This window comes from Bacillus sp. FSL R9-9834, from assembly GCF_038006905.1.
GTDB lineage: Bacteria > Bacillota > Bacilli > Bacillales > Bacillaceae_G > Bacillus_A > Bacillus_A pacificus.
The window spans coordinates 579,893-597,268 of record NZ_JBBOWD010000001.1 but is presented as its reverse complement, the minus strand read 5'-3'; the positions used below and the strand labels follow the sequence as shown (position 1 = coordinate 597,268).

The following is a 17,376-nucleotide window of genomic DNA, read 5'->3' as shown; positions in this document are numbered from 1 at the left end:
TAAAGTTAATATATAATTTCATTACATAATTAAAAACAAAATATTGTAGCATATATCTTTTCATTCTTTTACAAATTAAAAGAGACTGCTAACAAAACGCATACACATTCTTATATATGTAATGGATTTATTTGATTTAAAATCGACCAAGGAGGTTACAACGATGGAAATTCGCTTATTAACGACAGAGGACGCAGAAATATATTTAAAAGTTTGTATGGAAGGTTTAACGAAGAACCCGGAAGCTTTTAGCTCTTCTTATGAAGATGTTCTGAAACATGAGGATCCTGTAGCTGCTATGGCAAAACGATTAAGCAATCCGGATAAGTATACTCTAGGGGTCTTCAAAGATAACGATTTAATCGGCATTGCTACTTTAGAAACAAAGCCTTTCATTAAACAAGAACATAAAGCAAAAATCGGTTCCGTTTTTGTTTCCCCTAAAGCACGTGGCCTTGGAGCAGGACGGGCTCTCATTAAAGCAATTATTGAGAATGCCGATAAATTACATGTAGAACAACTTATGCTCGATGTTGTAGTTGGTAACGATGCAGCAAAAAAATTATATGAATCATTAGGTTTCCAAACTTACGGCGTACAAGAGCGTTCATTAAAACATAACGGTCAATATTGGGACGAGGAACATATGGTTCTATTCTTAAATGATTAATACTTCAATATAGTTTTTAAAAGCATCTTCTTATTAAGAAAGGTGCTTTTTTCATTACAGCAATGTAATCTTCATGTCACCTTTATCGATCGTACCAAACCTTTCCATTCATTATACTAAAAGTGTAAAGTGAAACTTTACTCAGTGGGGAACTACATCCCACGCTGATCGCATGTACTTGATATGTAGAGGAGAATGTGACATGAAACAAAACAAACGAGCTATGGTTTTAATATTTACTACAGCAATTGTAACTTCTGGATTAGCAATTTTACCTTGGTTTATTATATAAAGTGAAACTTTAATCAGCCCTCACCAATCGGACTTTTATGGGAAGCCCGCCCCCCACCTAACTTCTTTGCTTTCGCTGCATTTTGAAGTGGGGGTCTTACTGCCCATTAAAGTCGGATAAAAATACTCCCCCTAACAACGAAAAAAGCTTATTGCTTCTTAAGAAGCATGGTATTATCCCCTTTAGGTAGACAGTAAAAAAAGAGTCCATCTGGTATGATGGACTCAATACTGTTTTATCTGGAGGGGATTTTTTTATGGCAAGAAAGGGACAATCATTTCAAAAATATACAGAAGAACTAAAGCGAGAAGCAGTTCGTCTTCGAATAGAAGAAGGAAAATCATTACGGGAAATTCGTGAACACCTTGGTATAAAGAGCGATGCACAAATTATAGAATGGGTAAAACGCTCTCAACAAGGGCAGTCATTTGATGATCAACGTGGTGCTTGGAATCGTAAGAATTTTAATAGTCTTGAAGAAGAAAATGCATATTTGAAGGCGCAGGTTGAATATTTAAAAAAGCGCAATCCAAATCTACACGGGAAGGAATGGTCTTAAAGAAAGAACGATTTTCTCTTATCGATTCACTACGCCAAACATACCCACTCAAATGGTTATTTCAAATTGCAGAAGTGTCTAAGGCTGGATACTATAAATGGCGAAAATATCATAACGTGCATCGTTTACATCAAAAAAGGGATATGTGGCATAAAGAACATATTTTATCTATTCATCGTCAGCACCCTTACTATGGATATAAACGTATGACCCGTGCTTTAGCTCGAGAAGGAATGGTAATGAATCATAAACGTGTTCGTCGTCTCATGAGGGAGTTAGGCGTTCAATCTATTATCCGGAAAAAACGTCCATTTTACGGAAGAAAAACATCGGTGATATTTAAAAATCATTTGAATCGAGAATTTCAAGCGGACAAACAAAATCAAAAGTATGTGACGGATATTACTTATGTACGAATTGGAGATCAGTTCGCGTATTTGTCAGCTGTGTTAGATCTATATAACAATGAAATCGTTGCTTGGAAGTTGTCTCGAAGAAATGATTTAGATTTGGTTTTAACTACATTACAACAACTAGAGGGGAAATCTTTATCTACTAAGCCACTTTTACATTCAGATCAAGGGTTTCAATATACATCAAAGTCTTACGCAAAGCAGTTAGAAAGATTAGGATTTATCGGTAGTCATTCTAGACGTGGAAACTGTTTTGATAATGCATGTATTGAATCATTCTTCTCACATTTAAAAACAGAGAAGTTGTATTTAGTGCGTCCAAAAACGTATGAAATGGCTTATCAAACAATTCAAGAATACATTCAATTCTATAATACAGAAAGGTTCCAAGAAAAACTTCACGGCCTTTCCCCGATAGAATATCGGGAAAAGGCCGTGGCATAATACTCTTTTTATGACTGTCTACTTGACAGGGAGATGACCAGCAATAAGCTTTTTTTATATTATAAAATCCCCAAAATTTTATTTACACAACTTATAATAATAACCATAGATACGGCAACGCACATGACAACCGTATTACGATCTTGCTTTTCTTTTTTTGAAATTTCTTCTTTTGGATTCATGTGTATGATCTCCTTTTAAAAAAAGTGTGAGATAGGAAATTTTTCTTATCCGATGCGAGGTGAATACGAAAACCCTCTCTATCTCACATACACAATAGAATGGAATTGTCATTTTATAAATAAAATGACATGACGTTATGTCGCAACATAGGGTATTTTGTGTCGCTACGTTTTCTATTATAAAAAATAGTTGTGCAAAACTAGTGCATTTTTTATGTCAATTACTCTGAGCGAGAAATCACTCTTCCACTCAATCACATAAAAAGAGTTTTTTATCATTTTCATGTAAACTATACAAGTAGAATGAACAGTTTGGGGTGCACAAGATTATGGTAAAAATTTTATTAGTAGACGATGAAGAACGTATGTTACGATTATTAGATCTGTTCTTAAGTCCTCGTGGCTATTTTTGTATGAAAGCTACCTCTGGCCTTGAAGCACTAAAGTTAATAGAACAAAAAGACTTCGATATTGTTTTGTTAGATGTAATGATGCCGAATATGGATGGATGGGATACTTGTTATCAAATCCGTCAAATTTCCAACGTTCCAATCATTATGCTAACAGCTCGTAATCAAAATTACGATATGGTAAAAGGCCTTACGATCGGCGCAGATGACTATATTACAAAACCATTTGATGAGCATGTATTAGTTGCACGAATTGAGGCTATATTACGCCGGACAAAGAAAGATGGATTTGTTAGCTTCAATGGTATTGAGTGGGATAAAACGAAACATACTGTCACAGTGTATGATGAAAAAATCTCACTGACTCCTATCGAATTTTCGTTACTTGGACTATTTTTACAAAATACAAACCGTGCTTATAGCCGAGATGATTTAATCGAAAAAATTTGGGGTTATGAAACAGACATTGAATATAGAACAATCGATTCACATATTCGCAATATCCGTGATAAATTACGTAAAAAAGGATTTCCAGTTGAAAATTACTTAGAAACTGTTTATAAGGTCGGATATAAATGGAAAAGTGAATAATTACTTCGGTCAGTGGAAAATACCATACCACTGACCCTTTATATGAAATAAGGTATGGTGAGAAAATGAGTAAACTTTCACTTAAAATTGGGACATACTTTTTAATATTAGCTTTATGTATTGAAACAATTGCTTTCGTATCTTTTTACAAAAGCATTTCAACAATGCGGATTGAGGAAGAAACACTTGCTCTTTTAGAAAAAGGTAATCGCTATAGTAACAAAATTACACAACGCGCAAAGTGGAGTGCATTTGCTAAAGAAAAGAAACACGGCGAACGCGCTGAATACAATAAAAATCCTAAGCGCCCTATATACCCAGAGTTCGATATCGCTGATGAAGCTGAACACTTAGTTGAATCAGAATCAATTGCTAACTCTGATATAGCTATCATTATAACGGACAATAATGGAAAAATCATTTCCACTTCAGAACCTGTAACAAAGGCGATGCAAAAACAACTTACTTGTAAAACACAACATATTCCAGAAAACGGATTAGTTGTCGAAAAAAACTGGAAAAAATCAAAATTCATCACAACGGTAAGCCCACTTAATACAGCAGAGTTTCAAGGAAAGTTATATATGTTATTAAAAACATCTTTTTTAGAAAATATGTTGCTTAAACTCATGAACCAATTTCTTATCATTAGTGTTTTGACTGTTATTTTAACGACTATTTCTGTCTTTGTTTTTTCTCGTGTTATTACAGAACCGCTTATAAAAATGAAGAGGGCAACAGAAAAAATGTCAAAATTAAATAAGCCAATTCAATTAGGTATTAAACGGAATGATGAACTTGGAAGCTTAGCAAAAACGATTGAAGATTTGTCCAGTGAACTAACTTATATGAAAAAAGAACGCAATGAATTTCTTGCTAGTGTCGCCCATGAACTATTAACTCCATTGACCTATATGAAAGGTTATGCGAAAGTAGCAAAGAGAGACACTTTAACGAAAGAAGAGCGAGAAGAATACTTACAAATCATTGAGGATGAAACAGATAGTGTAACTGATCTCGTTCAAGATTTATTTATGCTTGTACAATTAGAACAACACCAATTTGTTATAAAAAAACAAAAAGTGACCCTTCAACCATTTTTAGAACGAATGGTTGAAAAAACAAAAACAACATTAACTAACAAACAAATGCAACTCCATGTATATTGCAAAGACGATTTAGAAGTTTGCATAGACGAAAGACGTATGGAACAAGTTATGTTAAATTTATTACACAATGCTTATCAACATTCGCTAGAAAACACCACTATTACAATACGCGTACTCACAGAAACAAATTCTTTTACAATAAGTGTACAAGATGAAGGTGAAGGTATTCCTGAGGAAGATATTCCGCATATTTTCGATCGTTTTTATCGTGTTGATAAATCTAGAACGAGAGCTACTGGAGGAAAAGGTATCGGGCTAGCTGTTGCGAAAGAAATTGTGGAATTGCATAACGGTTCCATTCTAGTAACAAGCAAATTAGGCGTAGGAACAACCTTTATAATTGAGCTACCTTTTGAATAATATGTGTGTGAAAACACCAGTAGTAGTAAACACTACTGGTGTTATTTTGTTCATAAAATCAGCTCATTTAGGCTAAGCTTTTGAAATTATTCTTATTTCAATATAAAATAAAGTGAAACTTTAATCCATGGAAGGGTTCACCCCATGGATCATTAGTTGAACCAATCGGGCATTTACGGGCAGTTATCTCCAATCTAACTTCCGCGCATTCGCTGGATTTTAAAGTTGGAGTCTACTGCCCACAAATAGCGGAGTAAAGATACATTTGTCAAAGATTTGGAGGGTGATATAATTGGATATCCATGTATTAACAAAAGACGAAGCGGAAATTTACTTAGAACTTCGTGTAGAAGGATTAAAGCAAAACCCTGAAGCTTTTAGCTCTTCTTATGAAGATATTATTAATAAAGAGTGTGCGATTGAATATAAAGCACAAAAATTAGCACAAGATGAAAACTATACGCTAGGTGCATTCAAAGATGGAAAATTAATTGGGGTTGCAACACTGGAAACGAAACCATATGTAAAACAAGAACATAAAGCTAAAATCGGTTCTGTATATGTGTCTCCAAAAGCACGCGGACTTGGAGCAGGAAAAGCACTTATTAAAGAATGTCTTGAACTTGCTAAATCTTTAGAAGTAGAACAAGTTATGCTTGATGTTGTTGTTGGCAACGATGGAGCAAAAAAACTTTATGAATCATTAGGATTTAAAACATTCGGTGTGCAAGAACGTTCATTAAAATATAACGGACAATATTGGGACGAAGAGCATATGGTCTTATTCTTAGACGAAAATAAATAAATAATAAAAAACATCCTCTCATGTATGAGGATGTTTTTTTACTTTTTTTCTAAACCACGCTGTATTTAATAGTTGAATCGCTTTTGCAATTTCTTCTTCTGATAAGATCGCAAACCCAAGTAAAACGACATTTTCAGGTGCAGTACCGTCTTTATAGTACGTAGAAACAGGATATACTTTAATACTATGTTTCGCAGCTTCTTGAATTAATTCTTCTTCTCGCATTCCATTATGCACTTGTAATAAAATGTGCAATCCTGAATCTTCTCCTATCACTTCAACACGATTAGAGAAATACTTTTCTATTTCAAAGACAAGTCGATCCCTCTTTTTTCGGTAGACGACACGCATTTTATGAATATGTTTTTCCCAATAGCCTTCATTTAAAAACTTTCTAATCACTTCTTGGTCCATTCTTGAAACACTTTGTGTATAAAATAAATATTGCTGTTGATACTTTTTAATTAATTTCTTCGGCAACACCATATAGCTCATCCGTAGCGATGGCAATAATGCTTTAGATAGCGTCCCCATATAAATAACTTTCCCCTCTGTATCTAACCCTTGCAGCGCCGGTATAGGCTTTCCAGAATAGCGAAATTCACTATCATAATCATCTTCAATAATATACCTGTCTTTCGCTTTCTTCGCCCATTGTAAAAGCTGCGTCCTTCTCGTAATAGGCATAATCATTCCATACGGAAACTGATGGGAAGGTGTAACAAATACAACATTCGCATTGCTATTTTCTAAATCTGCCATACAAATGCCGTCCCTATCTAAAGACAACATTTGAACCTTCTCTTCTCCCTGTTCAAAAACGACCATTTTCCTATGATACCCTGGGTTTTCCACTGCATAATTGCTTCCCTTTAACAATTGAAACAATAGTTTCACTAATATTTGTGTTCCCGCACCTAATACAATTTGACTAGCTGAACAACGTACACCTCTAGATTCATACAAATAATTCGTAATCTCTTCTCTTAAGCTCGCTTCCCCTTGAGGGTGTCCTAGAAAGAGAAGTTCGTTATTATACGGCTGCCATACTTCATTTACAATTTTCCGATACATATTGAATGGAAAAGCATTTGTATCAATGCCTGTTTGTGTAAAGTCAAATTTATAACTCTTCTCCTGAAACAGTACTTCTTCTATTCTCTCTTCGCTATCCTCTACATGAACCATTTGCTCAATCTTGCATACAAAATAACCTTTTCTCGATATCGACTCAATATAACCTTCTGCAAGTAATTGTTCGTACGCTGCCTCTACTGTATTTTTACTTACTTGTAAATGTATCGCTAACTTTCGCTTAGCCGGTAATTTCGTAAAAGGGACAATCGTTCCATCTTTAATCTCTTTTTTTATATACTCATACAATTGCACGTACAATGCTCTTTTACTATTCACATTTAAATTAGGCGTTAATTCTAACATGATATCTGACCCCTTAATAAAACTGAAATCTGATACTTTTTACAGTACCAGAAGTTATATATAATTCCTTTTATCATGTCACACATAAAAAATCAAATACTGGAGAGGAGAAACATGATAATGAACAATGGTAGACGTATCGGACTCATTATGATTATTACAGGAGCTACATTATGGGGATTATCTGGTCCAATGATTCAGTGGCTATTTCAGCATACTAATGTATCCTCAATTGATTTTTTAACAATTCGATTGCTGCTTGCGGGAATATTTATTTTATCTTTTTTACTGATAAAGAAACAAAACATTTTTCAAATTTGGAAACACCCTAGACATTCTATACAACTTATTATTTTCTCTATTCTCGGCATGCTCGGTGCACAATACGCCTTTATCGAAACAGTTCATATTAGTAATGCGGTCACAGCAACGCTATTTCAATTTCTAGGTCCTGTTTTTATTACCATTTATGTCGCATTTGAACAACGAAAATTCCCTGCTTCTATGCAACTACTCGCAATTGTAACTGCGCTAACGGGAACGTACTTTATTATTACAAACGGTTCAATTGAAAATATTGTTTTATCGAAAGAAGCCATTATTTTTGGCCTATTAACAGCAATTGGATTTGCATTTTATACCCTTCATCCAGCTTCCCTTATTAAAGAATGCGGAACAACCCTAGTAATTGGATGGGGGATGTTAATTGGCGGCATTGCCCTGCTTATTTGTAATCGCTCGTTTGGATGGACTCAGCTTTCGCAAACTTTTACAACAAAAACTTTTTCAATGCTTATTCTTATCATCATAAGTGGAACTCTTTCTTTTCTTCTTTATATCGGTAGTCTGAAATATTTAGCAGCAACAGAAACAAGCATTTTATCTAGTATTGAACCACTTGTAGCTGCCATCGTTTCAATCGCTTGGCTGAATGAATCTTTTGGAGCATATCAATTATTAGGCGGCGTATGTATCGTTCTTTCTGTTATTTTCTTAACGATGCCACAAAAAGAGAATGAGCCAGCCTTTACATCTGAACAAATATAAAAAATGTCAAAAGAGGTCGTACAAAACTTACGACCTCTTTTTATACTTTAAAGGAATTGTCCCGCTTTCTAGCAAATACAATTACACTAACAATCAAAATTAGGAGTGTGGCACCATGAAAAAAATCGGAACTATGCTACTGTTCTTCTTTCTCATCACTGGATGCTCGCAATTGCAACCTGATTCAGAATTACCTAAAAAAGAAGCTATCGCAACGTCATCCACTCAAGTTAATGCACCTTCCTTCTTTCACCTTAGCATTTTAAAAGATGTAAATTGGGAAGAAACACCCTCCTTCATACAAGAAAAAATACCTTTAAGAGGTATCGAAGACAAAATTGCAATGGCCGATAGCCCTATTATCGCAAATGAAAAAAATGAAATGATGTGGTACTTTTTAGATCCCAAAATGCCCACTGGAAAACTATCTATTATTGCACTAAAGCAAGGATCAGTAACTCCAACACCCGTACTCTTTCAACAAGAAACTTCCAAACCAACTTGGACTACTTCAAATACAATTGATTCCACTACAAACGAACTCCCTCTCACTATGTCACTACCTTCATCTGGATTATGGTTATTAAATATATATGTGAATGAAAAATATTATGATCAGTTTGTAATCAATGCGACAGAAAACAAATAAAATGAAGGAGGCTAAAGTAGCCTCCTTCATTTTATTTATCTTATACATAACTAATCGCCTGACTCCCCATTTGTACCCATGCCTTTTCAAAACTTTCTCTCGGTACCTTTACATCTAAACTATCACTTAGAGGATCTCGAATGTATACAAATTCCTTATCATATCCAACAAGTACTACACAATGTTCATTATACGTAATAGAAACATCTCCACTATTTGTTTCCCATGTAGTAAATTCATCTTCATCTAATGGCGCAAATGTTGCATTTGTAATCATGACTACCGGTTGTCCTGATGTTACACTCTTATAAAGTTCTTCTATACTCTTCCCTGTTAAGTCCACAGCTTTATTAGGTAAATACTTTTTCGCTAATTGAAAAAGTGGTCCATGATATACACCATATCCTGATTCAGAAAAGGTATAAATATTTCCTACAAATCCTTCATTCGGATTCCCACGTACACCATCTTTCATAAAATCAACTTTCTTTATTTCGTTTGCTAATTTCATCTTATCCACTGTAATACCTGCGTATTGTAACATCATCGCTAAGCTCGTCACTTCACAACCTCTATCTAACTCTGGTAACTGCTGAATGAAAGGTACATTTGATAAGATGACCTTTTCATCATTATTACTCATTCCGCTTTGTATATTGAAGAATGTTAACTTCTCCACATACTTTGTAATTCCATTTGTGTATACGTTCCATGCTACTATACCCAGTAAGGCCATACATATATACCACTTCCATTTCCGTATCACTCTCACGCCGATACGATAAACTTAACTAAATCTATACAATTCAATCAAATTTATACAAGTTAGTGCTTCATCGTGTTCTCGCAACCCCGAAGGGACGAGGGGTATAACACTCCACACGAGGCAGTATCGTTACCTCCTATTATCAAGCATTTATTTTACCCATCTTGATAAATTTATCGACGCATTTACATCCCGATCGTGATGGCTATTGCATAAAGCACAACGCCACTCACGTATTTTTAAACTCCACTGTCCTTCTGGTTGAACTGAATGGTCGTATTTTACTCCGCAACATGAGCAAATCTTGCTTGAGGCGAACCATTTATCAGCTTTTACATACGCAATGCCATACTTCTCGCACTTGTATGATAAACATTGAAAGAAGAAGTTTAATTTTTGAAATGAAAATGCTTTCGATAGTTTTTTGTTTTTTAACAGGTTTGAGATAAATAAGTCTTCCACAACAATTCTCATTGGTTTGGTTTTCACCAATTTAGCTGTTGCTTGATGGATATGGTTATTTCGGATATTCATAATTTTCCTAGATAACCGCAGGTGCTCGATTTTTGCTTTTTCATATCCAGCAGATTGAATTTTCACACCTTTTTTAAATCTCCTAGACATATCTCTTTGCGCTGACTTTTTCCTTCTCAAAAGTTTTTTAACCTTGGCATCTTTGTTTATATTTCGTTCTTTCATACCATTAGAAGCTACAAAAAGTTCTTTTAAACCAACATCCACACCAATCGATTCATTCGTTAGTTCTTGTGATTCAAAGTCTTCTTGGAATCCTACACTAATCCACCAGTAACGACCATCAAAGGTAACTCTTGGATTGGATGGTTTTTTATTTCTTGGTAGTTGTTGGCTTGTTTTCACTTCTCCAATAGACTGAATATGAACTACTCTCTTTCCTATAATCAGTCTTTCATAATTGGCATAAAATCCTTGAATCAAATCTTTTTTGGATTTATAAGAAGTGTGATACCCATTTTTGTACTTTTTGAACGAATTTTTTCTCGCCGTATCAAAATCTTTTGAAGCCTGTTTAGGAACTTGTGCATTGATTTCTTTTAACCACTCATACCTCTTTCGCTTCTTGATCTTTGTAAATCGTTTCTGTAAAGCTAACTGTGAAACAGATTTTCCAAATAGCTTATAGTATCTATCACTCATTCTTTTACAATAGTTATAAGCGAATCTTGCAGCACCAGCATGGTTTCTCAGCACTTGTTCTTGTTCAGGCGTTGGAATCAGTCTAACTTTCTTCGCCAATATCATCAGAATGTAACTCCTTTAATGAAAGATTTGTTCTTCTGAATCGTAGCGTGTTCCACCAGCATTCTCCTGAGACTACTCGGATGCAAACCTGTTAATTCTGATACTTGACTAACTCGTAAAAATTTCATTATTATTCTTACCTCATTGAACCTATCATAGCACGTACGTTCGGTATGTTCAATGAGGTTTGATAGATTTAATTAAATGTATCTCGTTCAACTAAGGGCGCAATTCCTTAGCCAGTTCTCTTATGAACTTCTCATGTTTTCACATGAGCGCAGACTATATGTTTATCTCTTTAGAGATAGAGGATTTTTCCACCACCATAGGCTTGTGGTGTACTCTCGTCAGTTATACGAGATAGTCGTTGAACGTTCATCTTATCACTTTTGACTTAGATGATTCGAGGCGGAAGACCCATTGTTCTAGTGTTTAGGATTTAACCTTGCACCATCTGATTGATTTTTTCTGCTTTCGCGACATTCACGCTCACTATTTCTAGCCACGTTGTAGTTCAATCAGCTTTAGGGATTGCCCGCAGTTAACCCTCACTACTAGCCAATCACTTGACTAGCAGGGCTTACTGATATATTTAATTAACTTTCGTTATAATTGGTTAAATAAATCGTAACAGTTAGTTACCCTTCTTAGTTCGTTAAATACGAATAAAACGCGTCCGCATCCGTGCGAATTACCGGTACAAAATTTAGTTCTTTTCCTTTTTCAGGCTGATCTTTTTTTATTTTTTCTGCTAGTTCTTGAGTGTTCATATTCGTTTTATCCATATTAAGTTCATCTGCCATTTGTAACACCTTTTGTTCATTAATTTCACTTAATACTTGATATATATCTTTCCCATACAAATCAATATGATATTTTTTTGCCTCTTCTTGCACTTTTTGTTCGTACACTTCTTGTGCTAACTCTTCTATCTCTTTTCCTTTTTTTGAAATACCTAACTTCCCTGCTTCCTCTCTTACTTTCGTTCCATAGATTTCTTCCGCAATTTCCTCTATTTCTTTTCCATTTGTTGAAATACCTAATTTATCCGCTTCATCGCTAATTTTAATCGTATTAATTTGAGTAATCAAATTTACAATTGATGTATTTTCTATTGATATGCCTAGCTTTAACGCTTCTTGCTTCACTTTTGTTTCATAGATTTCTTCTGAAAGAGTTCCAACATCTTTTCCTTCAATCGAAATTCCTAACTGTTCTGCTTCTCTTCCTACTTCCGTCTCATGGATTTCTTTTTCTAGCGTAATTTGTTCTTTCCCTGCCGTTTCAATCCCTAAATTCTCCGCCTTTTCTTCTGTATGCACAGCATGTATCTTTCCATTGTTTAATTGTTCTTTGCTGCGCTGCTTGTAATCTGTCTTTCCTTTTGATGTTTCAGAAGGAGAGGCACCCCCTAATATACTTAAACTCATTACTCCAATAGTGAATACCGTCATCATTTTCTTTTTCAAAATTAATTCCTCCCTCTTACACTTTCTTTTCCATCATTCCCATAAAATTTTAATACTATATTATGATCGATGTAATCTACTCAAATACCTTTTTATAATCGCTTCTTTATAGGGCGAACTTTCCGTATATAATACATGTTAAAAATAGTTTCTTAACTTTCCCTTAAAAAAAGACGACCTTGTAAAAACAAGATCGTCTTCTCACTTATATTCTTTGGTTTTTCGGAAGAATCACTTCAAAACAAGTACCCTCTCCCCATCTGCTCTCTACTAATATTTTCCCATAATGCTTTTCTACAATCCAGTTCGCGATTGAAAGGCCTAATCCCGCTCCTTCTGACGCACTTCTCGCTTTATCCCTTTGATAAAAACGATTAAATAGTTTTGGGATATCCTCATCTTTCACTCCTATCCCATCATCTTTCACTCGTATACGAATTGAACTGTTCATTTGCGTACAATCGATTTGAATATGACCACCTTCATTCGTATACTTCATCGCATTATCTAACAATATGACCATCATTTGATGAATCCGCTCTCTATCACCCATAAAAGATACGCCACGTTCTACTTTTAATATCATTTCTTTTTCTTGATAAGAAGCAATCTCCTTATATGGAGCTACTATTTCTTCTAACAATTTATCGAGTTCAAATGTTTTCTTATCCATCTCAATTTGATTAGAATCAGAACGTGCTAGCAATAATAAATTACTAACGAGTTTTGATAACCGCCTACATTCTTTTGAAATTGTAGAAATATCCATCGCTTTTTCTTCTATCGTAGCGGATGGTGACTGGAATAAAACATCTGTTTTTGATTGAATAACTGCAAGGGGTGTCCTTAGTTCATGTGATGCATCAGAAACGAATTGCTGCTGTTTTTCCCATGAATTTTGAATGGGTACAAGTGCCCTGCCAGCTAAGAAAAAGCCAATTCCTATTGCACATAAACTTCCTACGCTACAACCTATCACAAGAATTAAAAATAAAGTATGTAACATTTCTTTTTCAGCTGTTATATCCCTTGCAATTTGAACTATTTTTGCATCTTTCTGAAATGCAAATATTCTAAAATATTGTCCTTGTACTTCTATATCTTGCAAAGTTCCTAATTTCTTTGGAGAAAACTTTTCCAAATTATCTTCAAAGATAAAACGACGTTTGCCGTTTTCAATATCTATCTCCACCGTGTTTCCCATCCAAGTTAACTCCATTATCCTTGGATCCCCAATTGGAGGATATCCCCTAATTTTTTTAGGTAGTTTTTTATCATCTGCATTCTTTCTATGTTGAACGGCTTTTTCTATCGATTCATTTACTCCACTATAAATACGCTTATATGTGTAAGAATAAATGATACTACCTAATACGCCTATCAAAATGATAAATACTAATGAATTCAATATAGTCAATCGAATACGCGTCTTCTGAAACATACTTCCCTTGTTCATTGTTCTTTTAATATATATCCAATACCTCTAACGGTTTGAATATCTTTCTGATAACCGAATGGCTCTAATTTTTTACGTAAATGATGTACATACACTTCTACAATTGCCACTGTCGTATCTGAATCAAATCCCCAAACACGATCAAAAATTTGTTCACGCATTAAAATCTTTCCGCTATTTTGAACGAGGTACTCTAGAAGCTCATATTGTTTTAATGTTAACTTCATACTTTGTCCATCTACTTGAACATCTTTATCTTTTCCAAACAGTTCAATCCCTTTATATCGAATAGTCTGCTTCGTTGTTAAACTACCACTTCGCCTTAATAAAGCACGAATTCTTGCTTTTAATTCTGGGGCCTGAAACGGCTTAACGATATAGTCATCCCCGCCAAAATCCAACCCTTTCACGCGATCTTCTAAAGAATCTCTCGCTGTCAAAAATAAGACAGGTGTTTCAATCTTTTCATCACGTATTTTTTGAATTACTTCAAAACCGTCCATTTCTGGCATCATCACATCAAGTAAAATAGCGTCATATATATTTTGTAATGCTAGAAATAATCCATCTTCTCCATTCAATGCTGTATCTACTTCAAATTCATCGCATAATATTTGGACAATGGACTCTAATAAAGAAGCATTATCTTCTACTACGAGTAAGCGCATATTCTCACCTTCCACCATATCGTTCGATTCTATTTATAATCACATTCCTGCTTTTCCTAACAAAAGAATATAATCATATTTTGTAACTTCATTTTTAATTCGTTCTTTCTACACTTTTTCTTGATACAGAATTTTAAAGATTAATTATAAAGACTCTTCCTTAAATTTACCTTAATAAAAAATTGAAAGAAATAAGATTTCCCTTATCTCTTTCAATTTTTCACTACATATACCCTTTTGCTCGGCAATTCTAAACAATTTAGCTGGCCGCCATATACAGCACCGCCATCAATTCCTATAATACGATTGCTCCCAAAATATACGCCACAATTCTCACTACCGTGAAGCGTTTTTGTTTCCGTATGACCAAATACAACAACCTTTTCACCACTATACCCACTATGAAACTCATTACGAATCCACATTAACGTATATGGTTCACATTCAGAAACTCGTTTCAATGGCTCAACACCAGCATGTACAAATATATACTTTTCTGTTTCAATGTAATGATCTAATTCCTGAATAAACTTTACATGTTCATCTAATACACGAGATTGTAAAATCTTTTTTTGGAAATTCCCCTCATTAACCACAATATCTTCTTCTACAAATCCATAGCTGTATAACGTCTTGTCTCCACCATTCCTTTTTACCCAATGGTTCCATGAACGTTCCTCATCAGTCGTTAACGCCTTAATCATCATATCTTCATGATTGCCCTTTAGAACGAAGGCTCCATCTTCTTTTAACTCTTTTACTTTTTCAATTACTGCACGCGCATTTGGACCACGATCCACATAATCTCCCAGTAAAATTAATTGATCCTGTTTTGCATCGTATTGAGCTTCTTCCAGTAACTGTTCGAACTTTTCTATTTCTCCATGAATATCACTAATAACAAGAATTCTTTTCATATTATCACCCCTCTTTCTAATTATAGTTCAAAACGACAGAAACTTCAGAATTGTAGATTAAAACCGCATTTATTACAGATACAACGATTATCCTTACAACAATGTAAGTCTCTTGTCATCCAATTCGATGGTTGCGATTGCTATATTTCCTTATACTAAAAGTAAGAAATGAAACAAAAAACAAGGAGAGATGAGATATGAAAAAAGTGATGGAAGTTATGGTAGCAGTAGCAGAGGTTTTCGTAAATGGCAAACAAGTTGCAATGGAGTTAAACAAATAATGAAAAGGACAAGATTCATTCTAGACCCTTTACTCATATAAAAGAGATAAGACTTCTTCATTTTTTTGATCCCTTATCTCCTAAAAAAAGCCGTATCCTTTTTCGGATACGGCTTTCTCTTATTTTTGACTCGTACGAGCTGAAATGCTAATTGCTCTATCTGTAGCTTTTGCAGCTTCATCTAACGCTTCTTTACTATTCTTTCCGTCATACATTGCTTCTAATGCTTTTACAACTGCATCTCGTGATTCTGGGAATACACTAATTAAAGCACCTTGTGTTGCTGGAGATTGTTTCGTCGCTTGCAATTGATCTACTGTTACTTTTAACTGTGGATATTTTTCATATTGCTCTTTTACTAATGGTTCATTATATGCATCTGGATTAATAGAGAAGTAGCCTGTTGCAGTATGCCATTTTGCTTGTACGTCTGGCTTCGTTAAATATTTCATAAAGTCCCAAGCACCTTGTTGTGTTTCTTCTGAAACCATATTCGTCATCCATAATGATGCTCCACCAATAACAACACCATGTTGTTTTGAATCTTCTGGGTATGGAATATATGAAACGCCTACATTAAACTTAGATGCATCAATTAAATCACGAACACCTGCTGAAGAATCTAAATACATAGCAACTTGTCCAGACTGGAACGCCGCACGAATATCATCCCAACTTGCTCCATACTTTCCTAGTGCACCAGCTTTATTTAACTCATCTAGCATCCCAAATACTTTCTGTCCTTCTTTACCGTTAAATACAGCTTTCTTTGCAGCATCTTTACGACCATTTTCATTATCTACATATAAAGCGCCTTGTGTCGCTAACAATTCTTCAAAGAACCAACCATAATTCAGCATTGAAAATCCATATTGTTTTACATTTCCGCCTTCTTTAATCGTTAACTTTTTCGCTGCTTCTTGTAATTCCGCATATGTTTTTGGAGCTTTCTCTGGATCTAAGCCCGCCTTTGCGAAAGCATCTTTATTATAAATTAATACTGGTGTAGATGAATTAAATGGCATAGAATACATTTTTCCATCAACTGAATAATAATTTGTAATTGCTTTTTCCAACTTTGAAGTATCGTACTTATCTTTTTTTATCCAACTATCAATTGGCGTAATCTTTTTACTATCAATCATATATTTTGTTGTAATTTCACTCGACTGAACAAGGGCTGGCGCTTCTTTCGTAGCAGACATCGTTCTAAATTTCGTTAAAGACTCTTCATATGTCCCTTGGAACTCCGCCTTTATCTCGTATTTATTTTGCGACTTATTATAGTCTGCAACAAGCCCATCTAGCACGCCTTGTGTTTTTCCACCCATCGCATGCCAAAAACGAATTACAGTTTTATCACCATTTTTTTCAACTGGTGCTACTTTTGCCTGCGCTTCCGGTTTTCCTTCTGTTTTACTATTTGAACAAGCTGCACTAGATAATGCCATTGTTGCTATCATTAATAGAGCAGCACCTTTTTTAACTAGACCCATTTTAATCTCAC

16 protein-coding genes are annotated in these 17,376 nt (G+C 34.7%); 7 read left to right on the top strand and 9 right to left on the bottom strand.

The genetic code is table 11. From position 1 onward, the window contains the following. Positions 1-163: 163 nt before the first annotated feature. Positions 164-670: a GNAT family N-acetyltransferase gene (locus MKY00_RS03075; RefSeq protein ID WP_000405875.1), complete on the top strand. Its 507-nt coding sequence runs from the start codon at positions 164-166 to the stop codon at positions 668-670. A gap of 548 nt (positions 671-1,218) precedes the next feature. Continuing rightward, positions 1,219-2,378 (top strand): IS3 family transposase gene (locus MKY00_RS03070; protein WP_341034438.1). Its coding sequence is split into 2 segments (ribosomal slippage): positions 1,219-1,477 and positions 1,477-2,378, totalling 1,161 coding nucleotides; the frame shifts between segments, so codons are not numbered across the junction. Positions 2,379-2,437: 59 nt separating this feature from the next. On the opposite strand, the gene MKY00_RS03065 is transcribed toward MKY00_RS03070, so the two are convergent. After that, the gene (locus MKY00_RS03065) at positions 2,438-2,560 is read right to left on the bottom strand and encodes a hypothetical protein (RefSeq protein WP_001068392.1); all 123 of its coding nucleotides are present in this window, start codon (positions 2,558-2,560) and stop codon (positions 2,438-2,440) included. Positions 2,561-2,889: 329 nt separating this feature from the next. On the opposite strand from MKY00_RS03065, the gene MKY00_RS03060 reads away from it, so the two are divergent. The 3 genes from MKY00_RS03060 (at position 2,890) to MKY00_RS03050 (ending at position 5,895) form a co-directional block, all read left to right on the top strand. After that, positions 2,890-3,561, top strand: coding sequence for a response regulator transcription factor (locus MKY00_RS03060; RefSeq protein WP_000238954.1), 672 nt, complete (start codon positions 2,890-2,892; stop codon positions 3,559-3,561). A 65-nt stretch (positions 3,562-3,626) separates the two neighbouring features. Next, on the top strand, positions 3,627-5,090 hold the full coding sequence (locus tag MKY00_RS03055; RefSeq protein ID WP_016716427.1) for a HAMP domain-containing sensor histidine kinase: 1,464 nt from the start codon (positions 3,627-3,629) through the stop codon (positions 5,088-5,090). Positions 5,091-5,382: 292 nt separating this feature from the next. Beyond that, positions 5,383-5,895 carry a GNAT family N-acetyltransferase gene (locus MKY00_RS03050; protein ID WP_000351212.1) on the top strand — a complete coding sequence of 171 codons (513 nt, stop codon included), beginning with the start codon at positions 5,383-5,385 and terminating at the stop codon, positions 5,893-5,895. Between the two features lie 18 nt (positions 5,896-5,913). Here the strand turns inward: MKY00_RS03050 and pdxR are convergent, their stop codons facing one another. After that, the gene (pdxR, locus tag MKY00_RS03045) at positions 5,914-7,335 is read right to left on the bottom strand and encodes a MocR-like pyridoxine biosynthesis transcription factor PdxR (protein WP_016716426.1); all 1,422 of its coding nucleotides are present in this window, start codon (positions 7,333-7,335) and stop codon (positions 5,914-5,916) included. A gap of 120 nt (positions 7,336-7,455) precedes the next feature. Between pdxR and MKY00_RS03040 the strand changes: the two genes are divergently transcribed. After that, the gene (locus MKY00_RS03040) at positions 7,456-8,382 is read left to right on the top strand and encodes a DMT family transporter (protein ID WP_016716425.1); all 927 of its coding nucleotides are present in this window, start codon (positions 7,456-7,458) and stop codon (positions 8,380-8,382) included. 115 nt (positions 8,383-8,497) lie between these two features. Continuing rightward, complete coding sequence (locus MKY00_RS03035) at positions 8,498-9,031, top strand: DUF4871 domain-containing protein (RefSeq protein WP_016716424.1); 534 nt, start codon at positions 8,498-8,500, stop codon at positions 9,029-9,031. 40 nt (positions 9,032-9,071) lie between these two features. Here MKY00_RS03035 and MKY00_RS03030 read toward each other — a convergent pair whose 3' ends face one another. The 7 genes from MKY00_RS03030 to MKY00_RS03000 all read right to left on the bottom strand — a co-directional run bounded on the left by MKY00_RS03030 (position 9,072) and on the right by MKY00_RS03000 (position 17,365). Further along, on the bottom strand, positions 9,072-9,797 hold the full coding sequence (locus tag MKY00_RS03030; protein WP_029141047.1) for a C39 family peptidase: 726 nt from the start codon (positions 9,795-9,797) through the stop codon (positions 9,072-9,074). Positions 9,798-9,947: 150 nt separating this feature from the next. Further along, positions 9,948-11,078, bottom strand: a complete 1,131-nt coding sequence (locus MKY00_RS03025) for an RNA-guided endonuclease InsQ/TnpB family protein (RefSeq protein WP_016716422.1) — start codon at positions 11,076-11,078, stop codon at positions 9,948-9,950. A gap of 647 nt (positions 11,079-11,725) precedes the next feature. Continuing rightward, complete coding sequence (locus tag MKY00_RS03020) at positions 11,726-12,547, bottom strand: hypothetical protein (RefSeq protein WP_016716421.1); 822 nt, start codon at positions 12,545-12,547, stop codon at positions 11,726-11,728. A 205-nt stretch (positions 12,548-12,752) separates the two neighbouring features. Next, positions 12,753-14,003, bottom strand: a complete 1,251-nt coding sequence (locus tag MKY00_RS03015) for a sensor histidine kinase (protein WP_341034433.1) — start codon at positions 14,001-14,003, stop codon at positions 12,753-12,755. Then, complete coding sequence (locus MKY00_RS03010; RefSeq protein WP_001238610.1) at positions 14,000-14,671, bottom strand: response regulator transcription factor; 672 nt, start codon at positions 14,669-14,671, stop codon at positions 14,000-14,002. The genes MKY00_RS03015 and MKY00_RS03010 overlap by 4 nt, the downstream gene beginning before the upstream one ends. A gap of 212 nt (positions 14,672-14,883) precedes the next feature. After that, a complete protein-coding gene (locus MKY00_RS03005; protein ID WP_016716419.1) occupies positions 14,884-15,588 on the bottom strand; it encodes a metallophosphoesterase family protein in 705 nt (234 codons plus the stop codon). 400 nt (positions 15,589-15,988) lie between these two features. Next, on the bottom strand, positions 15,989-17,365 hold the full coding sequence (locus MKY00_RS03000; protein WP_016716417.1) for an ABC transporter substrate-binding protein: 1,377 nt from the start codon (positions 17,363-17,365) through the stop codon (positions 15,989-15,991). Positions 17,366-17,376 lie beyond the last annotated feature (11 nt).

Coding starts and splice junctions, on each gene's coding strand:
- MKY00_RS03075 (WP_000405875.1), top strand. CDS start 164: ATGGAAATTCGCTTATTAACGACAGAGGACGCAGAAATATATTTAAAA.
- MKY00_RS03065 (WP_001068392.1), bottom strand. CDS start 2,560: ATGAATCCAAAAGAAGAAATTTCAAAAAAAGAAAAGCAAGATCGTAAT.
- MKY00_RS03060 (WP_000238954.1), top strand. CDS start 2,890: ATGGTAAAAATTTTATTAGTAGACGATGAAGAACGTATGTTACGATTA.
- MKY00_RS03055 (WP_016716427.1), top strand. CDS start 3,627: ATGAGTAAACTTTCACTTAAAATTGGGACATACTTTTTAATATTAGCT.
- pdxR (WP_016716426.1), bottom strand. CDS start 7,335: ATGTTAGAATTAACGCCTAATTTAAATGTGAATAGTAAAAGAGCATTG.
- MKY00_RS03040 (WP_016716425.1), top strand. CDS start 7,456: ATGAACAATGGTAGACGTATCGGACTCATTATGATTATTACAGGAGCT.
- MKY00_RS03035 (WP_016716424.1), top strand. CDS start 8,498: ATGAAAAAAATCGGAACTATGCTACTGTTCTTCTTTCTCATCACTGGA.
- MKY00_RS03025 (WP_016716422.1), bottom strand. CDS start 11,078: ATGATATTGGCGAAGAAAGTTAGACTGATTCCAACGCCTGAACAAGAA.
- MKY00_RS03015 (WP_341034433.1), bottom strand. CDS start 14,003: ATGAACAAGGGAAGTATGTTTCAGAAGACGCGTATTCGATTGACTATA.
- MKY00_RS03010 (WP_001238610.1), bottom strand. CDS start 14,671: ATGCGCTTACTCGTAGTAGAAGATAATGCTTCTTTATTAGAGTCCATT.
- MKY00_RS03005 (WP_016716419.1), bottom strand. CDS start 15,588: ATGAAAAGAATTCTTGTTATTAGTGATATTCATGGAGAAATAGAAAAG.
- MKY00_RS03000 (WP_016716417.1), bottom strand. CDS start 17,365: ATGGGTCTAGTTAAAAAAGGTGCTGCTCTATTAATGATAGCAACAATG.